This window comes from Hymenobacter monticola, from assembly GCF_022811645.1.
Classification (GTDB): domain Bacteria; phylum Bacteroidota; class Bacteroidia; order Cytophagales; family Hymenobacteraceae; genus Hymenobacter; species Hymenobacter monticola.
Genome location: NZ_CP094534.1, coordinates 2,016,399 through 2,042,359, shown reverse-complemented (window position 1 = coordinate 2,042,359; position 25,961 = coordinate 2,016,399). Strand labels below are relative to the sequence as shown.

The 25,961-nt window shown below is 64.1% G+C and carries 15 protein-coding genes; 5 read left to right on the top strand and 10 right to left on the bottom strand.

Going from position 1 to position 25,961, the window contains the following annotated elements:
* Positions 1–71: 71 nt before the first annotated feature.
* Positions 72–1,379, bottom strand: a complete 1,308-nt coding sequence (locus MTP16_RS08495) for a UDP-N-acetylmuramoyl-tripeptide--D-alanyl-D-alanine ligase (protein ID WP_243518183.1) — start codon at positions 1,377–1,379, stop codon at positions 72–74.
* A 101-nt stretch (positions 1,380–1,480) separates the two neighbouring features.
* Between MTP16_RS08495 and MTP16_RS08490 the strand changes: the two genes are divergently transcribed.
* Positions 1,481–3,805 (top strand): T9SS type A sorting domain-containing protein, encoded by a 2,325-nt coding sequence (locus MTP16_RS08490; RefSeq protein WP_243518180.1) that lies wholly within the window; start codon positions 1,481–1,483, stop codon positions 3,803–3,805.
* A 193-nt stretch (positions 3,806–3,998) separates the two neighbouring features.
* On the opposite strand, the gene MTP16_RS08485 is transcribed toward MTP16_RS08490, so the two are convergent.
* From MTP16_RS08485 to MTP16_RS08475, 3 genes are all read right to left on the bottom strand, one after another.
* A complete protein-coding gene (locus tag MTP16_RS08485; RefSeq protein WP_243518178.1) occupies positions 3,999–4,781 on the bottom strand; it encodes an amidohydrolase in 783 nt (260 codons plus the stop codon).
* 42 nt (positions 4,782–4,823) lie between these two features.
* The gene (locus MTP16_RS08480) at positions 4,824–5,906 is read right to left on the bottom strand and encodes a tetratricopeptide repeat protein (protein WP_243518173.1); all 1,083 of its coding nucleotides are present in this window, start codon (positions 5,904–5,906) and stop codon (positions 4,824–4,826) included.
* A gap of 168 nt (positions 5,907–6,074) precedes the next feature.
* Entirely contained in the window at positions 6,075–7,256 is a 1,182-nt protein-coding gene (locus tag MTP16_RS08475) for a methionine aminotransferase (RefSeq protein WP_243518170.1), read from the bottom strand.
* Positions 7,257–7,485: 229 nt separating this feature from the next.
* Here MTP16_RS08475 and MTP16_RS08470 point away from each other — a divergent pair, with 229 nt between their 5' ends.
* Entirely contained in the window at positions 7,486–7,677 is a 192-nt protein-coding gene (locus tag MTP16_RS08470; protein WP_243518167.1) for a hypothetical protein, read from the top strand.
* Between the two features lie 465 nt (positions 7,678–8,142).
* Positions 8,143–9,321 carry a hypothetical protein gene (locus MTP16_RS08465; protein WP_243518164.1) on the top strand — a complete coding sequence of 393 codons (1,179 nt, stop codon included), beginning with the start codon at positions 8,143–8,145 and terminating at the stop codon, positions 9,319–9,321.
* A gap of 174 nt (positions 9,322–9,495) precedes the next feature.
* On the opposite strand, the gene MTP16_RS08460 is transcribed toward MTP16_RS08465, so the two are convergent.
* Positions 9,496–13,725, bottom strand: coding sequence for a PAS domain-containing protein (locus MTP16_RS08460; RefSeq protein WP_243518162.1), 4,230 nt, complete (start codon positions 13,723–13,725; stop codon positions 9,496–9,498).
* Positions 13,726–13,877: 152 nt separating this feature from the next.
* The gene (gene msrA, locus MTP16_RS08455) at positions 13,878–14,552 is read right to left on the bottom strand and encodes a peptide-methionine (S)-S-oxide reductase MsrA (RefSeq protein ID WP_243518159.1); all 675 of its coding nucleotides are present in this window, start codon (positions 14,550–14,552) and stop codon (positions 13,878–13,880) included.
* Between the two features lie 365 nt (positions 14,553–14,917).
* Between msrA and MTP16_RS08450 the strand changes: the two genes are divergently transcribed.
* Together MTP16_RS08450 and MTP16_RS08445 are read left to right on the top strand one after the other, a co-directional pair.
* Entirely contained in the window at positions 14,918–15,316 is a 399-nt protein-coding gene (locus MTP16_RS08450) for a hypothetical protein (RefSeq protein ID WP_243518156.1), read from the top strand.
* 96 nt (positions 15,317–15,412) lie between these two features.
* Positions 15,413–16,417, top strand: coding sequence for a fatty acid desaturase (locus MTP16_RS08445; RefSeq protein WP_243518145.1), 1,005 nt, complete (start codon positions 15,413–15,415; stop codon positions 16,415–16,417).
* Between the two features lie 76 nt (positions 16,418–16,493).
* Here MTP16_RS08445 and MTP16_RS08440 read toward each other — a convergent pair whose 3' ends face one another.
* The 4 genes from MTP16_RS08440 to MTP16_RS08425 form a co-directional block, all read right to left on the bottom strand.
* Positions 16,494–16,916: a hypothetical protein gene (locus MTP16_RS08440; protein WP_243518143.1), complete on the bottom strand. Its 423-nt coding sequence runs from the start codon at positions 16,914–16,916 to the stop codon at positions 16,494–16,496.
* Between the two features lie 134 nt (positions 16,917–17,050).
* Positions 17,051–17,614: a YceI family protein gene (locus tag MTP16_RS08435; RefSeq protein ID WP_243518141.1), complete on the bottom strand. Its 564-nt coding sequence runs from the start codon at positions 17,612–17,614 to the stop codon at positions 17,051–17,053.
* 203 nt (positions 17,615–17,817) lie between these two features.
* Positions 17,818–23,712 carry a CARDB domain-containing protein gene (locus MTP16_RS08430; RefSeq protein ID WP_243518139.1) on the bottom strand — a complete coding sequence of 1,965 codons (5,895 nt, stop codon included), beginning with the start codon at positions 23,710–23,712 and terminating at the stop codon, positions 17,818–17,820.
* Positions 23,713–24,427: 715 nt separating this feature from the next.
* The gene (locus MTP16_RS08425; RefSeq protein ID WP_243518137.1) at positions 24,428–25,747 is read right to left on the bottom strand and encodes a M43 family zinc metalloprotease; all 1,320 of its coding nucleotides are present in this window, start codon (positions 25,745–25,747) and stop codon (positions 24,428–24,430) included.
* Positions 25,748–25,961 lie beyond the last annotated feature (214 nt).

The window sequence follows — 25,961 nt, the reverse complement described above, 5'->3', positions numbered from 1 at the left end:
AGAATAACCGGAACGTGATGCAGAGCGCCAGCGAAGCATCACGTTCTTATTCGTGCTTGTCCCGTCTGCCGTTATAGAAGTGGCAATAGTGTCTCCAAGCCCATGCCACGGCTGCCTTTGAGCAGGATTTGGCGGTTGGTTAGCGGTTGGGTTTTGAGCCAGTCGGTGGCAGCTTCTTTGGTTTGGAAGTGCAACGTGGTAGCCACGTTACTCCGGTTCCAGGCCTGGGCCATTTCCGGGCCAATGACGATAGACGTGCCAAAGCTTAGCTCTGCCAGCAGCTTGCCTAGCGCGCTGTGCTCCGAGGCGCTGGCCTCGCCCAACTCGAACATATCGCCCAGTATCACCACCTTGTCGGCCAGGGCGCCGGGGCGGCCCGCGAAGCTGCGCAGGGCGGCGGCCATGCTGCTGGGGTTGGCGTTGTAGGCGTCGAGCACGAGGTCGTTGTTGCGGCCGGTGCGCATCAGTTGCGAGCGGTTGTTTTGGGGGTTGTACTGGGCCAGGGCGGTGGCTACTTTGGCTGGGGCTATGCCAAAGTGCAGGCCCACGGCGGCCGCGGCGGCCAGATTAGGAAAATTGTAGTTGCCGGTGAGCTGGGCCGCCACGTCGGTGCCATCGGCCAGGCGCAGGGCCACGGCGGGGTCGGCGGCGAGCAGGGTGGCGGGGTAGCTGTCGGCCGGGCCGGGGTAGCTCAGGCGGGTGGGCACGGCGGCGGCCAGGCCGGGCAGGCGCGCGTCCAGCGTGTTCACGAAGGCCGTGCCGCCGGTGCGGACCAGGTAGTCGAACAGCTCGCCCTTGCCCTTGGCCACGCCCTCGGGGCCGCCAAAGCCTTCGAGGTGGGCCAGGCCGATGTTGGTGATGAGGCCGTGGGTGGGCTGGGCCCATTGGCAGTACGCCGCGATTTCGCCCTGATGATTGGCGCCCATCTCAATTACAGCAAAGTCGTGCTCGCCGGCCCGCAGGCGCAACAGCGTGAGCGGCACGCCGATGTGGTTGTTGAGGTTGCCAATGGTGGCCAGCACGCGGAACTGCTGCGCCAGCACGGCCGTGAGCAGCTCCTTGGTGGTGGTTTTGCCGTTGGAGCCCGTCACGGCCAGCACCGGAATCCGAAACTGCTCGCGGTGTTCGCGGGCCAGTTCCTGCAGGGCCAGCAGCGGGTCGGGGGCGAAGGTATAGCGGGCGGGGTCGGCGGCGGCTAGGTCCGGGTCGTCGACCACGGCGTGGCTGGCACCCTTGTCCAGCGCCTGCGGGGCAAACGCCGCGCCGCGGAAGCTGGGGCCGTTGAGGGCGAAGAACAGGGTGCCGGGCTGGGCCTGGCGCGAGTCGGTGCTGACGAGGCCGTGTGCGGCCAGATACTGGGAATAAAGCGGCGTGGGCATGAACGGAAACGGATGACCGGGTGTAACTTGCTGCAAAGGTGGGCGCGATTTTTGTACCGCACGGGGCGGTCTTTCTTTTCAATCCATTTCACCTGCTGCTTATGCTTCGTTCTTACACTTTTCTGCTGGCGCTGCTGGCACTTTCTTTCGCGGCTCAGGCCCAGTCGCGCTTCGGTTTTGAATACCGGGCGGTGGCCAAGGTGGTGGAAGGCGCCGACACCCTGGCCAATGCCTGGGCCGGCGGCCTGAACACCCCCCAGTTCAGCCACATCGACCTCGACAACGACGGCCAGCAGGACCTGTTCGCCTTCGACCACGAAAGCAGCCGTGTCTACACCTTTCTGAACGTGGCCGCGCCGGGCGCCGCCGCCGGCCGCCGCTGGCAGTACGCCCCGCAGTACGAATCCATTTTCCCCGATAGCCTGCGCAACTGGGTGCTGCTGCGCGACTACGACTGCGACGGCCGCCCCGACATTTTTACCTATACCAACGGCAGCAACATTGCCGTGCTGCGCAACGTGCTGGTGAATGGACGGCCCAGCTTCCAACTCGCCACCCGCCAGCTGCGCTTCTCGGGCAATTTCACGGGCACGGCCAACCTCAACATCGGGGGTTACAACCTGCCGGCCATTCAGGACGTGAACGGCGACGGCAAGCTCGACATCATGAGCTACGACTTTGTGGCGTCCGTCGTCATCGAGCAATACATCAACACCAGCCCCGGCACCTGCGGCAGCGCCCTCACCTTCACCCGCACCGCCACCCAGTGGGGCGACTTGCGGGCCTGCGGCAGCTGTGCTGAGTTCGGCATCGGCACCGCCACCTGCTTCACGGCTAGCAAAACCACGCACACCGGCGGCCACAGCCTGCTGCTGGTAGACCTGGACGGCGACGGCGACCAGGACCTGCTCGACGGCCGCGACAATTGCCCCGAACTGGCCCGCTTGCTCAACCAAGGCACCGCGGCCGCGCCGTTGCTTACGCAGGCGGGCATCTCGGCCAGCTTTCCGTCGGCGGCCACGCCGGCGCGGGTGCCGGTGTTTCCGGCCGGCTACCTGCTCGACGCCAACTTCGACGGCACCCCGGACCTGGTGGTGGCGCCCAACATGCTGACCAATCAGGCCGACCAGGTGAGCATGCGCAACAACGTGCAGCTGTTCACCAACTCGGCGGCCACCGGTGCGCCCGCCTACACCAACCAGGCTGGCGGCTTTCTGCAAAACACCATGATTGACGTGAGCGAAGGCGCCGCGCCCACCCTGGGCGACATCGACGGCGACGGCCTGCCCGACCTGCTCATCGGCAACCACGCCGACCGCGTGAACAACGTGTACCGCGCCGCCCTGGCTTACTACCGCAACGTGGGCACCCGCGCCCGGCCGGTGTTTCAGCTCGTGAGCCGCGACTACCTGGGCCTGTCGGCCCGAAACCTGCAGGGCCTCAAGCCCATGCTGGTGGACCTGAACCGCGACGGTGCCCTCGACCTGGCCTATGCTGCCTGGGGCCAGAGTACCAACCTGGTATACTACATTCTGAACACGGCCCGGGCCGGCCAGCCCGCCGTGTACGACCCGGCCACCGCCCAGTACTTCAAGGCGCAGGGGAATACCACCACCACGCCGCCCACCAATCCCTCGCTCACCGACGGCATCCTGCCCTACCGCCAGGGCGACGTGCCCTATTTCACCGATGTAGACAACGACGGCTACGTCGACCTGCTCATGGGCACCAACGAGATACGCGAGCCCGGCATGGCCCTGCGCTACTTCCGCAACCGGGGCCGCGGGCCGCTCGACAGCGCCTTTGTGCTGGTGAACAATGACTTTGGCCGAATTCGGGACGCCAGCGGGGCCCGTCCCCTCAACCTGGCCCCTGCTGTGGCCGACTTCGACGGCGACGGCTTGCCCGACCTCGTAACGGCCGACGCCTCGGGCTACCTGCGCTTGTTCTCGAACTACCGCGCCCAGAGCCCCACCCTTTTCACGGAGCGCACCGATTTGGTTTACAACCCGCTCAAAGCCACCTACGAACCCACCCGGCTGGGGCTCGACTCATACGCGCACTACGGCCTAGCCGCCGCCGACCTGAACGGCGACGGCGCCCCTGAGCTGCTGGTGGGCACGCAGGCCGGGGGCCTGCTCGGCTTCGGCACCATCAACCGCACCACCACGGCCACCCGCGCCGAAGCTGCCGCGGCCCTGGCCCTGAGCATCTACCCCAACCCGGCCACCGCCACGGCCACCGTCGAAACGGCCCAGCCCACCCGCCTCGCCGTGTTCGACCTCAGCGGCCGCGCGGTGCAGACCCTCGCCACCGCCCAGCGCCGCCATGTGCTAAACCTGAGCGGCCTCGCCCCTGGCGTGTACCTGGTGCGCGCCGTGGGTGCCGACGGTGCTGCCGCCGTGCAGCGCCTGGCCGTGCAGTAAGATAACTGTCATTGCGAGGGCGCAGCCCGTGGCAATCCGTCCTGTTCTCAGCGACCAGCCCGATAATGTGACAAGCTCACTAAAAAGCCCTGGTACCACTGCGGTGCCGGGGCTTTCTGGTAAAAGAGCGTGTCTGGTTTTGACAGGACGGATTGCCACGGGCTGCGCCCTCGCAATGACAGTCGGCGTCAACTCACCCCAGCAGCTCAAACGCATCTCCGTCCTGCAAGGCGGTGAACTTGTTGCGGAAGTCATCCAACTCGGCCCGGCTGAGGGTGTGGGTGAAGAGGCCGTTCTGGCTGTGCGCTTCCACCAAGTAAGTGCCCTTGGCATCGAGGAGGGCGGAGTCGCCGCTGTATTCGTGGCCGGAGCCGTCGTGGCCGGTGCGGTTCACGCCGAGGGCACAGGCCACGTTCTCGATGGCCCGGGCGCGCAGCAGGGTGCGCCAGGCGGTGCGGCGCACGGCGGGCCAGTTGGCCACATACAGCAGCAGGTCGTAGGGCGCGGCGGGCAGGTTGCGGCTCCACACGGGAAAGCGCAGGTCGTAGCACACCAGCGGGCAGATGCGCCAGCCGCGCCATTCTTCCACCAGCCGTGCCTGGCCGGGTGTGTAGGTGTGCTGCTCGCCGGCCAGCGTGAAGAGGTGGCGCTTGTTGTAGTAGCTCAGGCTGCCGTCGGGCCGCACCCACAGCAGGCGGTTGTAGTAAGCCCCGTCTTCCTCAATGATGACGCTGCCGGTGATGACGGCATTGTGGGCGGCGGCGCGCTCCCGCAGCCAGGCCACGGTGGGGCCGGCCATGGTTTCGGCCTGTGCACGGGCTTCCATACTGAAGCCCGTGGTGAACGTTTCAGGCAGCACAATCAGGTCAGTAGCTCGGGCGAGGCCGGCCAATTGCTGGGCTATGGCTGCGCGGTTGGCGGCGGCATCGTGCCAGTGCAGCTCAGTTTGCAGAAAGGAGACGGTGAGGTCGGACATGGGGAAATGCGGAGCGTAACCGCGGATACTATAAACGACGCATCACTGGTACTGCGCCCGATAAAATAGGTGTTTGCTGTCGAGTTGCAGAGGATGGCCCTCAAACCATCCGAGAAAGCCGTTCCATTTCTCCGGATTAGCTTTTTTCCACTGGGAAAATCCCGTTTCGTCGCCCGCCAGCAGCAGCCAGTGGTTGTAGGCTTCAAGGTGCCCGGCTTGCTTGATTTGGCGCTGGTAATCGAACAATGCGTTGGGGGCGTCTTTGCTTGCCGGCAGGCGGTAGTAATTCTCTACAAACTTGGTTCGAATGCGGTCCAGCGCGTCCAAGTTCACGCTTTTTTCTCCAATAGTTGACATCAGCATCACCGGCTCGTACACCATGCTCCCGTACGGCAGCTTCAGCTTTTCCCCCTTCGCCGGCACAATCATGCTGTTCTTGCTGAAACTCACTTTCACCGTGTCGGCCCCGGCGAATTTAATCTCGCTTTTGTAGGTGTCGTACAGCAGTTGGCTAATTTCGAAGGTGCGTTTGCTGTCGGGCTCTAAATTGATAAACAGCTCGCCGTAAATCATGCCCCACACCTCCTCCGACGAGCTGCAGAAGAGCTTGGAGGCCCAGTAGTAATTAGAGGAAAATTGAGGCGCTACCCGGATGCCGCTCTCGAAATAGCCGATGGCTTTGTCGTAGTCTTTTTGCCCCATATACACAATTCCCAGCTCCAACGGCAGCCGCCCCGAAGCTGGGAATTTGCGCATTCCGGCTTCGTAGGCTTCAATGGCTTTTTGGGGGTTGCCATTGTCGTCGTAAGCATTGCCGAGCAGCTCAAACGTGCGGTCGCTGGCATCGGGCCGCTTTATCAGCGGTGCGAGCATCTCCAGTGCCTGAGGATATTTCTTCTGCTGATAGTAGGCGTAGCCCAGCTCATAGGCGTAGTCGGAGCGGGCCGGGTCGAGCTTTTGCGCCTGCTGAAGCAGGCTGATGGCTTCATCGAGCTTGCCCTCATCCATGAGCCGAATGGCATTCACGCCCTTGACTTCCGCATCCTGTTTCGGGGTTTGGGCAAAGGCGGCTAGGCTGGTACCAAGGGCCAGCACCAGGCTGGCCAAGCGTAAGCGTTTCGACATAAGGAAGGAAAATGAGTGCGCCAAAGTACAGCGCCGCAGCCTTCAGCCACCTACTTTCTGTTGAAGCTGTTCTGAAATGAGCTACCGTTAGAAAAACGCTGCGTGGTAAAGATGCTTCGCCGCTGTCTTGTGCACAGCGTGGCTAAACCACACCTTAACCCTTCTTGTCTACCGCAGCCGGGCCGCGGCCGCTTCCAGCGTAGCCGCCTCCTTCGCGAAGCAAAACCGAACGAGCCCTTCGTCGAAACCATCGTGGTAGAAGGCCGACACTGGCACCACAGCCACGCCCTTCTCGCGGGCCAGGTACTGGGCAAAGGCCAGGTCGCCGGCGGGCGAGAAGGCGTCGTAGCGGGCCAGCTGGAAGTAGCCACCGGGCACGGGCAGCAGGTTCCAGCCGCCGTCGAGCAACAGGCTGCGGAACAGGTCGCGCTTTTCCTGATAGAAGCCCGCCAGGCCGCGGGCGTGCGCGTCGGTGGGGTCGGCTTCGAGGGCGTCGGCCAGGGCGTGCTGGGTGGGCGTGCTCACCGAGAACGTGAGAAACTGGTGCACCCGCCGCACCTCGGTGCTGAGGGCCGGCGGGGCAATGCAGTAGCCCACCTTCCAGCCGGTGGCATGGTAGGTTTTGCCGAAGGACGAGAGCACGAAGCTGCGCTCGCGCAGGGCCGGGTGCTGGCGGGCGCTCAAGCGCGGGGCGCCGTCGAATACCAGGTGCTCGTACACTTCGTCGCTCAGTACGAGGGCGTTGGTGCCGTCGAGCAATTTGGCCAGGGCGTCCCAGTCCTCGGCCGTGAACACGGAGCCGCTGGGGTTGTGGGGCGTGTTCACCATCACCAGCCGGGTGCGGGCCGACACCACCCGGCGCACGGCGTCCCAGTCGGGCCGGAAGTGCGGGGCGGGCAGGCGCACGTAGCGCGGCACCCCGCCCTGCAGCCGGATGGCCGGCCCGTACAAATCATACGCCGGCTCGAACACCAGCACCTCGTCGCCGGGGCGCACCACGGCCGCCAGCACGGCGTACAGCGCCTCGGTGGCGCCGGCCGTGATGGTGATTTCAGTGGCCGCGTCGGGCGCGGGCGCGTCGGGCTGCAGGCGGGCTACTTGGGCGGCAATGGCTTCGCGCAGGCGCGGCAGGCCGGGCATGGGCGCGTACTGGTGGTAGCCAGGCGTGCGGGCGTGGCGGGCCAGGGCCTCCAGCAGCGCCTGCGGCGGGTCGTAGTCGGGGAAACCCTGGGCCAGGTTGATGGCGCCGGTTTCCTGGGCCAGTGCCGTCATCTGGGAGAAGATGCTGACGCCGACATCGGGCAGCTTGGATTGCAGGGCCACGGTTGCGATTGGGGAAGCGTTGGTCATGGGCGCGGGAAGACGGGTGGGGTTTGGCAAAGAAAGCACCGGTGGCCGTTCGCCGGAGAACCCGACGGTTTAGCTGAAAGTGAAAGCAGAAGCAACGCGCTGTGTTTTCTGGACATTAGCTGTTAACAATCCATTACCTACCTGCTTCATCAGCAAGAAAGCAGGCAGGTAATGGATTGAATTTTGCTACTTCGAACTCAACAAATTACCACCACTTTTCTCTGTCTCTATGGAACATGCTATTACTCAAAACGACCTGCTCAGCGGCCGGGTGGTGCTGGAGAAAACGTTGTCGGCTGATAGGAAGGGCCGTTATCAGTCTAATATCAATGTACTAGCCTTGCAGCCTGGGCAGTACGTCGCCACGCTGCTAGTCGATGGCGTACCCGCCACCACGCGCAAGGTTCTGATTAACCGTTAAGGCAAGAAACCCCGGCTTCTCGTTTAATGCAAGAAGTAGGGTTTGAACTACATCATTATGCGACAATTGCTATTTTGTGTCCTGCTGTTAGTGGCAGCGGTGACGCCGTGTTTGGTCCACGGACAAGGAGCCGGAAGCTGGGAGCGGACCGACCTCTACGGAAACCCCAACTCACTCAACGTGAGCAGCCAGTACGTCAATTTCCTAGTTCAGAACGAAACAATAACCGTTGGCGCATACGGCTCGGTAACAGGGTATTGGGCGAAGTACACTTCGCAGGGCCAATTGCTCTGGCAACGTGGCTTCAACAACGCAGCAGGAGGACGAGTAGGTTTTCCTTGGCGTAGCGGCTTTTTTTCCTACGGGGCCCAAACCGCTAATAATCGGATTGGCTACACTGGACTCTACAGTTGGGCAACCGGTAACGGCGACACGGTTCGCACGCGCAAGAGCCCACGGGCGCGCGTGGACCAACTGCCAACGAGTGCCGCCACACGGGACGGGCGCTACTACATTGCCGGACTCGGCGACAACAGCGGCACGGGACAGCCGCTCGTCGTGCTGCACTACTCGCTGGCGTGCCTCGACACGGCCGGCAACCTGCGCTGGCAGCGCAATTACCCGAACCCCGTCATCCGCATCGGGGCCCAGTTTCCCGCCACCACCGGCTACGCCTACCTGCGGCGCATCGTGGAGGCGCCGCGCCGGGGCTGGTGGCTGCTGGGCGACGCCCAGCGCGACTCGGCCAACTTCCAGCTCTACGCCATCGAGGTCGACTCCGGCGGCCGGTTCCGCCGCGCCCGCTGGGTCGAGCCCTTCGGCCGCGCTGCCGACACGAAGATGTTCGGCTCGGCCGGCGCCTTGCGCCTGCGCGACGGCAGCGGCTACGCCGTTTCCGGGCAGGTGCTGCTCGACTCGCTGGGCCGGGCCCGCACCCACGGCTTCGTGGCCCGGCTCGACACGGCCCTGAACGTGGTCTGGCGCACGCTCATCGAAACCCCGGCCCCGACCGGCCCCGTGCTCGCCCCCGTCCGCTACACCAGTGCCGTGCAGGAAGCGGCCGACGGCAGCCTGCGCGTGCTCACCTACCTGGTCGACCCGCCCCGCCCGGCGCCCAACGAGTTCGAGGTGCTGCACCTAAGCGCTCAAGGCCGCCTCACCCGCCGCGACACCTACTGCTCGCAGGTGCTGACCCAAGCCTTTCCCCGGACCTGGCAGCTGCTGCCCGGCGACAGCACCATTCTAGTTGCTGGCCAAGGAGCGCAGCGCGACGGGAGCGGGCGACTACTGGCCCAACCGGCCTGGCTGGCCTACTTCGAGCGGCCCTGCCGCAGCCAGGTCATCCCCGTCGTCGCGGCCGCCCGCGCCGGCGCGGGCGCGGGGCCCGCGCTGGCGCTCTACCCGCAGCCGGCAACGCCGGGTAGCGCGGTGCGGCTGGTGCCGGCCGGGCCTGCCCGTGGCACGGCACCGGTGCAGCTGCTCGACGCGCTGGGCCGCCCGGTGGCCGCACTGGCCGCCAGCGCCGCCGGGGGCGAGTGGCAGTTCACCCTGCCAGCGGGGCTGCCGCCCGGGCTTTACGCGGTGCGCGTGCAGGCGCCCGGCCAGCCCGCGGCCACGGCCCGCCTGCTGGTGCAGGGGCCGTAGGCGGCCGCAACCGACTATTAAAAAAGGCCGCCCGGCATTGCGGGGCGGCCTTTTGATTGGCGCATACTCATCATCCTAAGCGCAACGAAGGACCTTGTTACTTCAGAACCTTCAGGCGTGATAAGGTCCTTCGCTGCGCTCAGGATGACAGACCCATTAGGCCCGCCCCGGTGCCTACAAATGAATGCGGAACGTGGTGCCCTCCCCCACCGCGCTGCTCACCTCCAGCCGGCCGCCGTGGATTTGCACGATGCGGTTCACCAGGTACAGGCCCATGCCCGTGCCCTCCACGTGGGTGTGGAAGCGACGGAAGAGCTGAAACAACTGGTCGCCGTAGCGCTCCATGTCGATGCCCAGGCCGTTGTCGGCCACGGTGAGGATGGGGCGGCCGCTCACGGCATCGGGGGTGCAGCTGAGGCGGATGACGGGCGCCCGCTCGGGGTCGGCGTACTTCAGGGAGTTGCTGATGAGGTTGTAGAGCAGGCTTTGCAGGTTGGGCCGCACGAAGGTGATGGAGGGGCAGGTGTCGAAGTCGAGCTCGAAGGTGGCGCCGAGCTGCGTCACCTGGTCTTGGAGACTGTTGATGATTTCGGCGGCCAGCGGGGCCAGGGCCACGGCTTCGGCGGGCACCTCCTGCTGCTGGCGCTGCCCGCGCACAATGGCGGTCAGGTCGTCGATGGTGCCAAAAATCTGGCCCAGCGCCCGCTCGAAATAGCTGATGAGCTTGATGGCATCGGGGTCGCGGAAGTAGGCCGTACGGGTGAGCTCCTCGAAGATGCCCGCCATGTTGTTGATGGGCTGCTTGAGGTCGTGCGAGGCAGTGTACACGAAGTTGTCGAGGTCCTCGTTGGTGCGCAGCAGGCGGGCATTCTGCTCCTCCAGCTGGTGCTGTATCTGCTTGAACTCGTGCACGTCGGTGTTGGCGCCCACCCACACGGCAATGGCCCCCGACTGGTCGCGGATGGGCTCAGCCCGGGCCAGAAACCAGCGGTACACGCCCTGCAGGTCGCGCCAGCGGTGCTCGGCCTCGAAAGGCTCACCGGTGCTGAGGCTGTGCTGCCAGCGGCGCAGGGTGCCGGGCAGGTCGTCGGGGTGAATGAACCGCTCCCAGCCCCAGTCCTGCAGCTCATCAAAGGTGCCGCCCGTGAAGTCGTACCAGCGCTTGTTGTAGTAGCTCACGCTGCCGTCGGGGCGCGAGGTCCAGGCCATCTGGGGCAGGGTTTCGAGCAGCTGCTGGAAGCGCGTCTGGCTGGCCAGCACCTGCTCCTGCAGCAGGCGCAGCTGGTGCACGTCGGTGTTGGTGCCGTACCACTTCAGCAGCTGGCCGCCGGGCGCGCGGCGGGCCTGCGCCTGCCCCAGAAACCAGCGGTACTCGCCATCGTAGCGGCGCAGGCGAAACTCGGCCTCGTAGTAGCGCTGGCTGGCAATGGCCTGCGCCCAGCGCTGCTGCATGAGGGCGCGGTCATCGGGGTGCACAAACTCCAGCCAGTGTGCCGCGCCGTCTTTCTCCATCGACTGGCCCACGTAAGCCGCGGTGCGGTGGTTGTAAAAGTCTACCGTGCCGTCGGGCCGGGCCGTCCACACCTGCTGCGGAATGCTCTCGGCCTGAATGCGCAGTTCCTCTTCACTGTCGCTGAGGCGGGTTTGCAGGCCGCGCAGCTCGGTCACGTCGGTGTTGGTGCCAAACCAGCGCACCACCGCACCGGTAGCTTCGTCGCGGATGGGCCGCGCCCGGCTCAGGAACCAGCGCATCTCGCCGTCGTGCCGCCGCAGCGGGAAGGTGTCTTCCCAGGGCTGGCCCGATGCCACGGCGGCCTCGTAGCGGGCCTTGATGCCGTCTACCAGCGCCGGGTCGTGCACCTGCTGCCAGCCCCAGCCCTGCATGGCCGCAAAGTCGGAGCCCGTGTAGTCGTACCACTGCTGGTTGTACCAGAAGATGTAGCCCGTGGCGTCGGCCATCCAGGCCAGCTGGGCCATGTTGTCGGCCAGGGTGGCAAAATCGGTGCGGCTGCGGGCCAGCTGCTCGGTGCGTTCCTGCAGCTCGTGCACCTCTACCGTGGCGGCGCTGAAGCCCGCCAGCTGCCCGTCGGCATCGACGTAAGGCTGGGCCTTGGTCTGGAACCAGCGGGGCTCCCCGTCGCGCCGCCGCACCCGGAAGGTGGCCTGCCAGGGCTGGCCCTGGGCCATGGCGGCCTGGGCCAGCGCCCCCACCCGGGCCCGGTCGGGGGCGGGCAGTACCTGCCAGGCATCGTTGGGCGGGGTGGCCGGGTCCAGGCCGGTGTATTCGTAGAAGTAGGGGTTGGTGTAGGTGATGCCGCCCTGCGGGTCGAAATTGAAGATAAAGACGGGCACGGCCGCCGTGAGGGCGCGCACCTGCTCGTCGCGCCGCTGCATTTCGGCGGTCAATAGCTCGGCCTGCTGGCGGGCCTGCACGCGCACCGTTACGTCTTTCGAAAAACTCAGCACACTTTCTACCTCGCCGTACTCGTTGCGCAGGGCCAGGTAAGTCAGGTCGACATAGATGACGGTTTCGGGCTGGCCGGGGTTGCGCAGGCGCAAGGGCAACTCCTGGCGCACCTGGGTTTCGCCGGTTTGGTACACGTGGTCCAACAGCTTGGCCAGGCCTTGCTCCGCCAGGTCGGGCAGCAGCTCGGCCACGGGCTGGCCCAGACGGGCGCGCTGGCCCACCAGCCGGGCGTAGGCCGGGTTGAAGAACGAGTAGCGGTGCTCGGGCCCGGCCAGCGTGGCCACAAAAGCCGGCAGCTGCTCCAGAATCTGGCTGAGCTGCTGGTCCTTGGCTTCCAGCCGCTCTTGGGTTTCGTGCAGCTCGTGAATGTCGAGGTCGGAGCCGAACCACTGGCGCAGGCGGCCAGCGGCCTGGGCTTCTTCCAGCGGCTCGGGCACGCCTTGGCTCACAAACCAGCGGTACTGCCCGTCGTGGCGGCGCAGGCGCAGCTCGTAGCGCCAGGGCGTGCCGGCCGCCAGCGCCGCCGCGTATTCCGCGGCCACACGCGCTTGGTCGGCGGGGTGCAGGCAGGCCTGCCAGGCGCGGTCCAAGTCGTCGTCGGCGGTGGTGCCGGTGTAGGCGTACCACTGCGGGCTGAGGTAGAGCACCTGCCCTTCCTGGTCGCTGATAAAGGTGATGGAGGGCAGGCTTTCGGTCACGCGGCGCAGGCGCTGGTCGGCGGCCCGGGCGTCGGCCTGCAGGGCCTGGCTTCGCTGGCGGGCCAGCACCTGCTCGGTCACGTCGATGCCGTAAGCCAGCACGCTGGTGCCGCCGTCCTCGTCGCGCAGCGGCACGTAGCCGTAGTCGTTGTAGTGCGTTTGCGGCACGCCGGTGGCCGGGTCGAGCAGTTCGGTGGGTTCTTCGAAGCCGAAGTGGGGCTGGCCGCTTTCGCGCACCTGGTTCAGCAGCTGCACGTAGCCCTGGGCGGCCACTTCGGGCAGGCTGTCGGCCACGCTGCGGCCCACTCCGGCGCGCGTGCCCATGCTTTCTTTGGCCTTGGCCGAGAGAAAGCTGAAGGTCAGCTCCGGCCCCGACATGGTGCTGATGGTGAGCGGCAAATGGTCGAGAATGCGCTGCATGTGGGCCTGCTGCTGCTCCACCTGCGATTGGGCGCGGTGCCGGGCGTCCACGTCGGTGCAGGCCCCAAACCAGCGCCGCACCTGCCCGTGGGCCCCAAACTGCGCCATGACGTGCGATAGAAACCAACGGTACTTGCCGTCGGTCCCGCGCAGCCGGAACTCGATGTCGAACGGCTCGCCGGAGGCCAGGGCTTCGCCCCAGCGCGCGTACATGCTGGGCAAGTCCTCGGGGTGAATGATTTCATCCCATAAGGCCGTGCGCCCCGCATCGTCCAGCAGCAGCACATCCTGGCCCGTGTAGTCGATGAAGCGCTGGTTGGTGTACTCCACTTCCCCGTTGCCGGAAGTAATCCACACCAACTGCGGCAGGTTTTCGGCCAGAAACCGGAATTGCTCGTGCTCCGACCCCGCGGCCTGCTGGCCGCGCACCTGGTCCGTCACATCAAGCAGGCGCAAGAGCAGGTAGCGCGGCTCGCCGCTGGCCGGCACGGGCTGCAGCACGGCTTCCCAGTACCCACCGGCAGCGGCGGGCAGCGTGGCAGGCGGCAGCGTTTGGAGCGCGCCGGCCCGGGCGGCCGCCAGACCGGCCTCCCACGCCGGGGCAGCGGCCAGCACCGCGCCGGTGGCTTCAGCGGCAGTGCGCAGGGCCGCCAGGGGCTGGCCGGGCAGCGCCGCGGCGGCTTCAGGTGGCAGCAGATGGGCCAAGGCCGTGTTCAAGCCCAGCACCGTGCCGTCGGGGGCCAGCACGGCTTGCGGGGCAGGCAGCGCGGCAAACAGCAGCTCAAAATCCAGGGCGGGCAGAACAGCGGGGGAGGACATAAGAAGGCGAAACTCGGCATACGAAGCCGGTATATGCCGCTTCCACCTTCAAAGATAAGGCCCCGGAGGCCCATCCCGCTGCCCACCAAAAAGCCCCGGCCAAAGAAAGCCGGGGCGTGAGGCAAAAACCAGAAAACAGGTAGCGCCAACGGCTACAGCGGGCTTTTCAAATCCTTGCGGAAAGCCCGTTGCACGTGCTCCACCTTGGCCGCCGACACGTGGGTGATGTAGGGGTTTTCGGGGTGCAGGCGGTAGTAGCCCTGGTGGTAGTCCTCGGCGGGCCAGAACTTTTGGAACGGCACCACTTCGGTCACGATTTTGCCGGAATACTCCTTCGAGGCGTTGACGCGGGCAATGGTGGCTTCCAGAATTTTCTTTTCCTCCGGCGTGCGGTAGAAAGCGGCCGAGCGGTACTCCGGGCCCACGTCGTTGCCCTGGCGGTTGAGCTGGGTGGGGTCGTGCGAGGCGGTGAAGAAGATGTCGGCCAGCTTCTGGTAGCCGATGACTTTGGGGTCGTAATAAATCTGCACCGTTTCGGTGTGGCCGGTGGTTTTGTCGGCCACTTCCTCGTAGGTGGGGTTGGCCTTGGTGCCGCCGGCGTAGCCGCTCACCACTTGCTTCACGCCCTTAATCTGCTCAAATGCCTCTTCCTGGGCCCAGAAACAGCCGCCGGCGAAGGTGGCCACGGCCAAGCCCGTGAGGTTGGTGGGCGCATAGCCGGCCGTGGAGCGCGGCGGGTTCTGGGCATCGGCCGGCTGCGGCGTGCCACAGGCCGCGGCAAAAGCCAGCAAACTGACGCTGGCGAAAGATTTCAGTCGGTTGTTCATGGCAATGAATAAACTCAATAAGGTCGGAGCGACGGGTTTCGGCCGGGTAGACGCCCGAGCGGCCTCGTCCTTACACCGGGCTGCCGCTCGGCTTCAGGCTATACGAAATGGAGCTGTCGGCGGCTTTTGAGCGCGCCTGAAATAAGCTAAACCGAAAGTTAAAAAGGGTGGCTGGAAAGCAGCGAATTTCAGTTGGCCCTGAGCAGCAGCCGGCGGCGGGCTGCGTATTTATTCCGGCCTACGGCCGCAAGTGAAAGCGTTTGGTAGGCAACCCCTGGGAAGCCCATGCGCCTAAATTCGCGCTTAGTTGGCATCCTTTACTACGTATTTACCGTAGCAGGCGGCACTGCCCTCCTGTTTCCGCTATGTCTTTGCAAACGTTACTTGAACTCCCTCATATCAGCATTAGTTACGACCATCTGGAAGAGTGGCTGTTTGCCGACTGGAACGGCGACCAGGACCTGGCCAGCGTGCAGCACGGCGCCACCGAAATGCTGCGCCTGATGAGCCAGCAGCGCTGCCACAAAGTACTGAACGACAACACGCGAGTGACGAGCATGTGGAGCGAGGCCGCCGAATGGGGCGGCAAGGTGTGGTTTCCGGCCATGGCGGCGGCGGGGCTGCAGCACTTCGCCTGGGTGTATTCGCCCAATGTGTACAGCCGCCTCTCCACCGACCTCACGCTGCAATTCACCGGTGCCTACCCGGTCGTTTCGACCTTCGACGACCTCGAAACCGCCAAGGTCTGGCTGCGGCAGATGTAAGTGCCGCGCCGCGTACGGAGCGGAACCTATTTGGCGTATTTTTGTCGATAGGCCCAAGCGCGGCAGCCTTCCGCCGCGCCCGTTTGCCCTGCTCCTATGGTTTCCGCTCCCACTGCTTTCACCCTCGTCACGGCCACCGAGCCGCACCGCGTGCGCACCCGCCAAATCATCAAGGCCCACCCCGAGGTGAAGCAGCTGATGACGCGCAACCCCGTCACCTTCCTCATCGGCCTGGGCTGCGTGCTGGCGCAGGTGGGCCTGGCGTATTTCCTGCGCGACAAAGCGTGGTACTGGACCCTTCCGGTGGCCTACCTGGTGGGCGCGTTTTTCTCGCACACGCTGTTTGTGGTCATTCACGAGGCGGCTCATAATCTGGTGTTCAAAGGGCTGTGGAAGAACGTGGCCACGGGCATTCTGGCCAATTTCCCGTCGGTGTTTCCCACGGCCATCAGCTTCAAGAATTTCCACATCAAGCACCACGTCTTTCAGGGCGTACACGAGCTCGACGCCGACCTGCCCGACTGGTACGAGGCCAAGCTGATTCGCAACTACAGCGTCGGCAAGGCCATCTGGCTGTTTTTCTTCCCCGTGTTTCAGGTCATCCGCACGGCGCGCTGCCGCGAGGTGGCCACCATCGACAAGTACGTGGCGGCCAACATCGTGGCCCAAATTGCTTTTGACGTGGCCATTGTGTATTTCTTCGGCTGGACGGCCCTGCTGTACTTGTTTCTGAGCTTCTGGTTTTCGGTGGGCCTGCACCCCTTGGGCGCCCGCTGGATTCAGGAGCACTACCTCACCCTCAGCCCCGAGCAGGAAACCTACTCCTACTACGGCCGCCTGAACGGCATCAACATGAACGTGGGTTACCACAACGAGCACCACGACATGCCCAGCATTCCGTGGAACAACCTGCCCAAGCTCAAAAGCGTGGCTCCCGAATTTTACGAGCCGCTGCTGGCCCACACCAGCTACACCAGGCTCTTCTTCCGCTTCCTCTTCGACCAGGAAATCAGCCTCTACTCGCGCATCATGCGCAAGGAGCGCGGCACCGCCACCCTCAAAGACCAGAGCGTGCCCGATAAGGAGTTGCTCTCGGCCTAGCCCCTTTTCTCAACGAAAAAGGCGCCCCCAGCGGGGCGCCTTTTTCGTTTTGTGCCCGATGCCAGAGCGCGGCCGCCTAACGATTGGGAATATCGCAGGGCACGCCGTAAACGCTGGTCAGCACTATGTGCGGAATGGGAAAGGGGGCACCGATGGCGGGGCAAAAGCGCGGAATGGGCTGGTCGGCGGCGTTGGGGTCACTGGTGAAGTACACGCGCTGGCCCCGCTTGAGCAGGGTGCCGAAGCTGGCGGGGTTGGTGGCGGCAATGACGTTGGTATTGCCCAGGCTGTCCGGGGCCGTGAACGACTGAATGGACTTGCCAATCGGAAACCGGCCGTCGACCTGAATCAGGACGCCGTCCCAGCACCGGTCGCCCAGCACCACCCCCGAAAAGCAGGTGGGCATGGGCGGCACCTCGTCTTCCGCGCTGTTTTTGCAACCGGTAAATGAACAGGCCAGCAGCGCCGCCAAGCCGAGCGCGGAAGAAAGTCGAAACATGAGAAATATTGTTAAAGAGGACAACTCGGAATCATGGCCCTGACCGCCAGCTGCCGCCCGGCGTTGCACGGCCCACAAAAAAAGCGGCGGCCTCCGAGGAAGCCGCCGCTTTATTATGCGCTAGTAAGCTGCAATTACGCCTGCTTGGCAAACTGCACGTTGGCAATCAGCTTCACGTCGTCGCCCAGCACAATGGCGCCGGCTTCGGTGATGCCGCCCCAAGTGAGGCCAAACTCCTTGCGGTTGATTTTGCCGGTCACTTCAAAGCCGGCCTTGGTGTTGCCGTAAAAGTCCACGGCCGAGCCGCCGTATTCGGCTTCCAGGGTCACGGGCTTGGTCACGTCCTTCATGGTGAGGTTGCCGGTCAGCTTGTAGCCGTCGCCGTCTTTCACCATCGAGGTCGACACAAATTTGATGGTCGGGAATTTGGCTGCGTCGAAGAACTCCTCGCCTTTCAGGTGGCCGTCGCGCATCTCCTGGTTGGTGTCGATGCTGTCCACGTCGAGCGAAAACTCTACCTGGGCATTCTCAAAGTTGTTTTCGCCGGCCGATTCCATGGTGCCCTGGAAGGACTTGAACGAACCCGTGACGGTGGAAATAACCAAGTGTTTGATTTTGAACTGCACTTCGGAGTGCGTGGGGTCCAGCGTCCATTTGGTGGCGGTGGCAGTGGCGGCGGGAGCGGTGATTTCAGACATGGCGTTTGGGGTTTTTAAGTTGGGGTTGATGCTACAAAGATAATGAATGTTTGTACATAAAATGTATGTACATCAATTATCTTTTTTCCCCAACGCTTTTCCTTGCTTTAAGTTCAAAGGCCGTCGATACTCTTTTCGCTATTCGGCACAAAAAAGCCCCGACCAACTGGTCGGGGATTTCTGTAACTGTGCTGGGCAAACGGCTATTGCAGCACCACCTTACGGGTCAGCACTTCGGTACCGGCTTGCACACGGAGCGTGTAGAGGCCAGTGGCCAGGCCGCGGGTCAGTACTTGCTGCTCGGCGGTGCCGGCCAGCGGCTGGCGCTTCACTACCTGGCCCAGGGCGTTCAGCAGCTCCACAGTGCCGGTGCCGGCCGTGCCGGCGGCCAGGCGCAGCGTGAGCTGGCCGGTAGCGCTGGGGTTAGGATACACCGAGAGAGCCGTGCTGAGCGAAGCGCGGGTGCTCGTCAGTACGGAAGACGTGATGGTGAACGTGCCCGGCGTATCGGAGGAGCCGAAGCCGCTCACGGCCACGTAGTAGGCTTGGCCCACCGTCAGGCCCGTGACGGCCACGGCACCCACGCTGGTGTTGGCGGTGCCGCTGCCCTGGCACTGCACCAGGTTGAACGGCCCGGCCGAGCAGCTCGGGCTGCTGTATACGCGCACCGTGCCGGCGGGGGCACCGGTGAGCGTGAGCGTCATGTTCGTGGCAGTGGGCGTGAACGTAAACCACACGTCGCGGGGCAGCTGGCCGCCGCCGCAGTTCGGGAAGTTGATGCCGTTCTGGGCGCTGGTGCTGGCTCCGGTATTGCTCGACGTGGTGGTGACACCGTTGGTGAGGACCACGGCGTTGCAGGGCTCGTCGTTGAGCGGCGTGGGCTGGTCGAAGGTGATGGTGAGGGTGTTGTTGGTAGCGTTGCCGTCGGGGTTGCCGTTGGGCAGGCTGGCCGTCACGGTCAGGGTATTGGTGCCCTGCTGGGGCACGCTCAGGCCCGGCGTGAAGCTGAGCTGCTGGGTGGCGTTGAGCCCCAGCGTGAGGCCCGTGAATGTTTGCGACACCGGCGTGCCGCCGTTCAGCGAGTAGGTGAGCACCACCGAGGTGAGCGGGGTGGCGCCGTTGTTGCGGATGGTTACCTGCAGCGGGTTCACGCCGGGCACGGCCGTGGTGTTGGGCGAGTCGATGCTGACCAGGGCCACGTCGTCGGAGATGGGAACAAACTCGTAGGCACCCAGGTCGGGCGGGCTGGTGCGCAGCACGCCGGCAAAGTCGCGCGGCACGCGGGCCAGCGGCGTGCCGGCGCCGTCGAGCGGGGCCGTGCTGGGGCGGTAGTTGCCCTGCGCGGGGTTCACGAAGCGGGGCTCGGCGGCCACGCTGTTCTGGTCGTAGGCCCCGCCGTTGGCCAGGCGCCAGTCGCTGAGGGTGGCGTAGTTGATGGTACCGTAGCGGCCGGTGAAGTAAGAGCCGGTCGCGCCCACGTACAGGTCATTGTAGTTGGAGGTGATAGTCGAGGTCGTCGTCACGAAGTACAGCGCGTACTTGCTGCCCGAGCCACCGGTGCGCGTCACGCTCACGATGTTGTTGCGGAAATCAATGCCCGTGGCCAGCGTCGTCTGGTAGAAACCATACGTGGTCTGGGTGGAACCGCCCGAGGCGTTGTCCAGCGAAATCGTGTTGTGGTAGTAGCGGGCGAAGTCCGAGCTGCTGTTGTAGATGCCGTACTGCGTGCCCGAGCCCGTGAAGTTGTAGAGCAGGTTGTTCACCGCATCGTTCTCGGTGCCGGCCGCGCCGTCCGATGCCGTGTAGTACAGGCCGTAGGCCGTGCCCGTATCGGTGGGGTCGCCCGTGAAGGGGTCGTGAATGCGGTTGCGCTCGATAGCCGCGCCCACCACGCTGTTCAGGTAGATGCCGTAGAAGGTGCTCACCACGGCGCGGGTGGTGCGGTGCACGTCGTTGCCCAGAATCTGGGGGCCAGCCTGATTTTCCACATCCATGCCGTAGAGGTAGAAGTCGCGCACTTCATTGCCCGTCACGCGCAGGCCGGTGTTGCGGGCCGTGGCGCTGGTGCCCGTCAAGATGAGGCAGTAGTAGCCGCCGCTGAGCACGTTGTTTTCAATGCGCAGGTTGTTGGCATCACCGGCGGTCGAAGCCGAAGTGACGCTGCCGCTGGCCGTAATGGCCGCGTTGGCCGTGCTGGAGGTGGCCGTGCCCGAAGCCATTACCACGCAGTTGGCCACGCGGTTGTTGTTGGCCTGGCCCACCAGGTGCACGCCGATACCGTAGGTGGCGCCCGCCGAGGCGTCAATGGTCAAGTTCTGCAAGGTCACGTAGTCCGTGCCGTTGAGCAGCACGGCCGCCGGCTGGGCCACCACGCCGGTATAGCGCAGGGTTTGCTTGGCCGCGCCGCCGTCCACCACAATGGTATCCGTGGCGCTTACGCCGGTTACCTGGCCCAGCGAGAACTGCTCGGTGTAGGGCCCATTCAGCACGTTGAAGCGCACCGAAGCGGTGATGCCGGAGCTATTCAGCGCGGTGGCGGCTTCCGTGAAGCTGGCGAAGTTGGTGCCGCCCGTGGCCGCGTTCTTGTTGATGGTGTAGGTACCGGCCAGTGCCGTGTACAGAGTCACGGTCTGGGTGTCGTTGGTGGCGTTGCCGTCGGCGCCGCCGTTGGGCAGGCTGGCCGTCACCGAAATCTGGTTGGCGCCGCTCACCAGCGTCGCCTGAGTGGTGAACGACAGGCTGCGGGTGGCCCCGGCGGCCAGGGCCGGCGTCAGGGTGAAGGTTTGGGTGACGGGCGTGCCGCCGTTCAGCGTGAACGCCAAGCGTACGGAGTTCAGCGCCACCTGGCCGTTGTTGCGGATGGTCACCGTCACGGTGCGGGCGCCGACCGTGGCCGGGGCAGCGGGCGAGGTGATGGTTTCCACGGCCACGTCGTTGGTAGCCGGGGTAAATTCGTAGGCGCCCATATCGGGAGCCGTGGCGCTGCGCAGGGCGTTGGTAAAGTCGCGCGGCACGCGGGCCAGCGGCGTGGCCGCGCCGTTGAGGGAGCTGGCCGTGGGCTGCAGGTTGCTGGCGGGGTTCAGGAACTGCGGGTCGGCCTGCACGCTGTTCTGGTCGTAGGCATTGCCGTTGGCGGTTTGCCAGTTGGCCAGCGTGGCGTAGTCGGTGGTACCGTAGCGACCGGTGAAGTAAAGCGCACCGGTACCCACGTACAGGTCGTTGTAGTTAGAAGTAATGGTGGAGGTGGCGGTGACATAGTACAGCGCGTACTTGCTGCCCGTGCCGCCGGTACGCGTCACGCTCACGATGTTGTTGCGGAAATCAATGCCCGTGGCCAGCGTCGTCTGGTAGAAGCCGTAGGTGGTCTGGGTAGTGCCCGTGGCGGCTTGGTTGTCCAGCGAAATCGTGTTGTAGTAGTAGCGGGCATAGTCTGAGCCCACGTTATAAATGCCGTACTCGGTGCCCGAGCCGTTGAAGTTGTAGACCAGGTTGTTCACCATGTCATTCTCCGCCCCGGCCGTGCCGTCGGCCGAAATGTACAGGCCGTAGCCCGTGGAGGTGCTGGCCGTGTTGCCCGTAAAGGAATCGTGGATGCGGTTGCGCTCCACGGCCGTGCCCGTCACGCCCACCAGGTACACCCCGTAGAAGGTACTCACCCCGGCGCGGGTGGTGCGGTGGATGTTGTTGTTGATGATTTGTGCCCCGCTGTGGTTTTCCACGTCCACTCCATACACGTAGAAGTCACGCATTTCATTGCCGGTCACGCGCAGACCGGTGTTGCGGGCCGTGGCGCTGGAGCCGGTCACCACCACAGAGTAGTAGCCGCCGCTGAGCACGTTGTTCTCGATGCGCAGGTTGTTGGCATCACCGGCGGTCGAAGCCGAAGTGACGCTGCCGCTGGCGGCAATGGCCGCGTTGGCGGTACTGGAAGTGGCCGCGCTGGACCCCATCACCACGCAGTTGGCCACGCGGTTGTTGTTGGCCTGGCCCACCAGCAGCACGCCCACGCCGTAGGTGGCGCCCGCCGAGGCGTCAATGGTCAGGTTTTGCAGCGTCACGTAGTCCGTGCCGTTGAGCAGCACGGCCGCCGGCTGGGCCACCACGCCGGTATAGCTCAGGGTTTGTTTGCTGGCGCCGCCGTCCACCACAATGGTGTCGGTGGCGTTCACGCCGGCCACCTGGCCCAGCGAAAACTGCTCATTGTAGGGCCCGTTGAGTACGTTGAAGCGCACACTGGCCGATATGCCGCCCGCGTTCAGCACCGTTGCCGCCTCTGCAAAGCTGGCGAAGTTGGTGCCGGCCGTGGCCGCGTTCTTGTTGATGGTGTAGGTGCCCGCCAGCGCCGGGTAAAAAGTCACCGTCTGGGTGTTGTTGCCGGGGTTGGCGTCGGCGCTGCCGTTGGGCAGGCTGGCCGTCACGGTCAGCGTGTTGGAGCCAGCCACCACGGCGCCCTGCGTCGTGAACGACAGGGCGCGGGTAGCGCCGGCGGCCAGGGCCGGCGTCAGGGTGAAGGTTTGAGCCACGGGCGTGCCGCCGTTCAGGGTGTATTCCAGGCGCACGGTATTCAGCGCCACCTGGCCGTTGTTGCGGATGGTCACCGTCACGGTGCGGGCCCCAACAGCCACCGGCGCGGCTGGCGAGTCGATGCTCTCCAGCGCTACATCGTTGCTGGCGGGGGTGAATTCGTAGGCGCCCATATCGGGAACCGTGGCGCTGCGCAGGGCATTGGTGAAGTCGCGCGGCACGCGGGCCAGCGGCGTGGCCGTGCCGTTGAGGGGGCTGGCCGAGGGCACCAGCGTGGTGCCCACAAACTCGGGGTTCACCTGCACGCTGTTCTGGTCGAAAGCGCCACTGTTAGCCGTGCGCCAGTTGGCCAGCGTGGCGTAATCGGTGGTGCCGTAGCGACCGGTGAAATTGAGCGCGTTCGTGCCCACGTACAGGTCGTTGTAATTCGAGGTGATGGTGGAACCGGTCGTGATGAAGCCCAGCGCATACTTGCTGCCCGTGCCGCCGGTGCGCGTCACGCTTATCACGTTGTTGCGCAAGTCAATGCCCGTAGCGGCCGTGGTCTGGTAGAAGCCGTAGGTGGTCTGGGTGGCACCGGTGCCCGCCTGGTTGTCCAGCGAAACGGTGTTGTAGTAATAGCGGGCAAAGTCCGAGCTGCTATTATAGAAGCCGTACTCAGTGCCCGCGCCGTTGAAACTGTACACCAGGTTGTTTACCACGTCGTTTTCCGCACCGGCCGTACCGTCCGAGGCCGTGAAATAGATGCCGTAGGCTATCGAGCTGCTGGCCGGGTTGCCCGTGAAGCTGTCGTGGATGCGGCTGCGTTCCACGGCCGTGCCCGCGCAGCCATTCAGGTACACGCCGTAGAAGGCGCCCACCGCAGTGCGGCTCTGCCGGTGAATGTTGTTGTTGATAAGCTGCGCGCCAGCCTGGTTTTCCACGTCCAGGCCATACACATAGAAGTCGCGGAGTTCGTTGCCCGTCACGCGCAGGCCCGTGTTGCGGGCCGTGGCACTGGCCCCGTTCACAATCACGCAGTAATAGCCACCGCTGAGCAAGTTGTTTTCGATGCGCAGGTTGTTGGCATTGCCCACCGAAGTAGCCGAGGTTACCCCGCCGCTGGCCGCGATGGCCGCGTTGGCGGTGGTCGACGTGGACGTGGCCGGGCCCATCACCACGCAGTTGGCCACGCGGTTGTTATCGGCCTGGCCCACCAGCAGCACGCCCACCCCATAGGTAGCGCCGGCCGAGGCGTCAATGGTTAGGTTTTGCAGCGTCACGCGGTCGGTGCCGTTGAGCAACACCGCCCCGGGCTGGGCCGAGGTACCGGTGTAGCTCAAGGTTTGCTTGGCGGCCCCGCCGTCCACCACGATGGTGTCGGTGGCGCTCACGCCGGCCACTTGGCCCAGCGAAAACTGCTCGGTGTAAGGGCCATTCAGCACGTTGAAGCGCACGCTACCCGATATGCCCGAAGTGTTTAGCGCGGCGGCAGCTTCCGTGAAGCTGGCGAAGTTGGTGCCGCCCGTGGCCGCGTTCCTGTTGATGGTGTAGGTGCCGGAGAGCTGGGCGAAAGCGGCCGGGGCGAGCAGCAACAGCAGCAACAATAAGGTCAGGCATCTCCCTGCAAATCCGGCCGTTCGCGGGTGCGCCACGGGGTCTGCCGTCGACAGTAAAGTATTTGTGTTCATAAATTGTGAGAGTAGGTGAAAAGAAATGCCGCTGATAAAACCGCAATACAACGTTTTGCAATTTCCATAAATCGACACATCATAGTTACTAAAAATTTATCAAAAGCGTAATTTATTGTCCTTTTAACTCCATTTTAATAACAATAGTCTCATTCTGTTATCTGGCAAATTTTCCATAAAGGGGGGTTATGATTAAAAAAATGATGAATATTTGATGAATCAGCAGCTCGATTTTCAATTCCTACAACTTTGTGGCATCAGCAAAAAAGGGTCGCTAAAAGCCTTAGACCGTATTCGCCCCTCGTCCAAATTCTTCTTGCCTCCGCGGGGTGCTATTTAGGCGCTTGAGCTCCCGCCGCTATTCAAAGGGGCTAAAGCTCAGCATTAGGGCAAGGGCTTCTAAGGCATTTTCTGGTATAGCCAACGATACCAAGTAGCAGCGGCTACACATGGTGCTGCTGCGTGGCGCTGCCTACTTTTCTGATGGTGGTGTAGCCCCTGCTCAGCCCCAACATGCTCAACCCGCTAGTATTCCTTTTACCAAAAAAACCTTAAAAACAAAACGCCCTGCCGGTTGGGCAGGGCGTTGAGCTTGGGGCTTAATTAAAAACCAGGCTGTCTACTCCTTCTCGAAGCGCTGGCGCGAGGTGTTCGCGCCGTCGCTGATGCTGATGTAGTAGAGGCCTTTGGGCAGGGCTTCCGTTTGCAGCTGGCCCTGGCCGTCGTAACGGGCCTGGCGCATCTCGTGGCCGCTCATGTCGTACACGCGCACCGAGTACCGGGCGGCGTCGGCGTTGGCCGGCAAGGTCAGGCTCACGGCTTCGCGGCCGGGGTTCGGGAATACGGAGATGGTCGAAGCCGTGGCGGTCTGGCGCAGCGCGCCGCTGGCCGTGGCGAAGCTGGAACGGGCCCCGCCGGCATCAAACACGGCCGTCATGCGGTCGGCCTGGCCTTTCGAGAACATGAACATGCACCGGTCGTCGGTGTAGTCCATGTAGTTCATGAACATGTCGCCGCCCGTCGAGGCATTGGTGCACGAGGACTTGCCGGCGGCCGGGCAGCCGTAGTTCTCGCCGCCCTGGTTGGGGGTATCGCCCACTTGGTCAGAGCCGGTGCAGGCGCCGCCGTCGTCGCCCCAGATGTGGCGCAGGTTCATCCAGTGGCCCACCTCGTGGGTGGCGGTGCGGCCCAGGTCGTAGGGGCTGCTGTAGGTACCGGTGGGCCATTTGGCACGGCTGCCGAAGGCCGAGTACAGCATCACCACGCCGTCGGTGGCGGGGGCGCCACCGGGGAACTGGGCGTAGCCGAGCAGGCCATTGCCCAGGTTGCACGACCACAGGTTGAGGTACTTGGTGGCATCCCAGGCGTCGTCGCCGCCGCGCTTGGAGTTCTTCACCGCATCGTTGGTGCTCCACGAACGGGTTTTGCTGGCTTTGCGCACAACGCTGGCCAACGTAAACCGCACGGGCGCCGCCGCGGCCAGGCCCGAGTAGGGGTAAGGATTGCTGCGGTCGGCGTTCAGCTTCTGGAAGTCCTCGTTCAGCACGTCAATCTGTGACTGAATCTGGCCGTCGCTGATGTTTTCGGCCGCCGTGTTGTACACCACGTGCACCACCACCGGGATGGTGACCGTGCCGCTGAGCAGCGCCGTGGTGCCGCCCGTAGAGCCGCCGGGGGTATTGCCCCCGCGCAGCTGGGCCGCAGCCCGTGCTGCTACGAAACGTTGCGTCTGGGCTTCGATGGCATCCATGCGCCTGGCCAGGCCGGGGTCGGCGGCCAGCTGGGCCTGAAGCACGTCCTGAGCGGCGCAGGAGCGGCGCAGGATGACGGGGGTGACATCGTCTTTAACCGAGGGGGCCACGCGGTTGGCCACGCCCTGGGCCATCAGGGAACCAGCGCTGCCCAACAGGACAAGCGCGGAGAGGTAAGTTTTTTTCATGTAGCTGTGGGAAATAGATTAGGGAAAGGAGTGAAAAATGTGGGGTTCTGAGCGGCCAAACTAGCCAAAGATTTTGATTAAGCAAATTTATTTCTATTGCAAATCCTTGGGTTATGTAGCCTTTTGTGTGTATATTATTGTAAAAAATCGAATTAATTATTACACTTGTCGAAATTCAGAATGGCCGCACGCATTGTGAAGCCACATTCATCCT

What these genes read in the sequence shown, in the direction of transcription:
- MTP16_RS08495 (WP_243518183.1), bottom strand. Translation starts at nt 1,379, where the DNA reads ATGCCCACGCCGCTTTATTCCCAGTATCTGGCCGCACACGGCCTCGTC.
- MTP16_RS08440 (WP_243518143.1), bottom strand. Translation starts at nt 16,916, where the DNA reads ATGTTTCGACTTTCTTCCGCGCTCGGCTTGGCGGCGCTGCTGGCCTGT.
- msrA (WP_243518159.1), bottom strand. Translation starts at nt 14,552, where the DNA reads ATGAACAACCGACTGAAATCTTTCGCCAGCGTCAGTTTGCTGGCTTTT.
- MTP16_RS08490 (WP_243518180.1), top strand. Translation starts at nt 1,481, where the DNA reads ATGCTTCGTTCTTACACTTTTCTGCTGGCGCTGCTGGCACTTTCTTTC.
- MTP16_RS08480 (WP_243518173.1), bottom strand. Translation starts at nt 5,906, where the DNA reads ATGTCGAAACGCTTACGCTTGGCCAGCCTGGTGCTGGCCCTTGGTACC.
- MTP16_RS08460 (WP_243518162.1), bottom strand. Translation starts at nt 13,725, where the DNA reads ATGTCCTCCCCCGCTGTTCTGCCCGCCCTGGATTTTGAGCTGCTGTTT.
- MTP16_RS08475 (WP_243518170.1), bottom strand. Translation starts at nt 7,256, where the DNA reads ATGACCAACGCTTCCCCAATCGCAACCGTGGCCCTGCAATCCAAGCTG.
- MTP16_RS08445 (WP_243518145.1), top strand. Translation starts at nt 15,413, where the DNA reads ATGGTTTCCGCTCCCACTGCTTTCACCCTCGTCACGGCCACCGAGCCG.
- MTP16_RS08450 (WP_243518156.1), top strand. Translation starts at nt 14,918, where the DNA reads ATGTCTTTGCAAACGTTACTTGAACTCCCTCATATCAGCATTAGTTAC.
- MTP16_RS08425 (WP_243518137.1), bottom strand. Translation starts at nt 25,747, where the DNA reads ATGAAAAAAACTTACCTCTCCGCGCTTGTCCTGTTGGGCAGCGCTGGT.
- MTP16_RS08485 (WP_243518178.1), bottom strand. Translation starts at nt 4,781, where the DNA reads ATGTCCGACCTCACCGTCTCCTTTCTGCAAACTGAGCTGCACTGGCAC.
- MTP16_RS08435 (WP_243518141.1), bottom strand. Translation starts at nt 17,614, where the DNA reads ATGTCTGAAATCACCGCTCCCGCCGCCACTGCCACCGCCACCAAATGG.
- MTP16_RS08470 (WP_243518167.1), top strand. Translation starts at nt 7,486, where the DNA reads ATGGAACATGCTATTACTCAAAACGACCTGCTCAGCGGCCGGGTGGTG.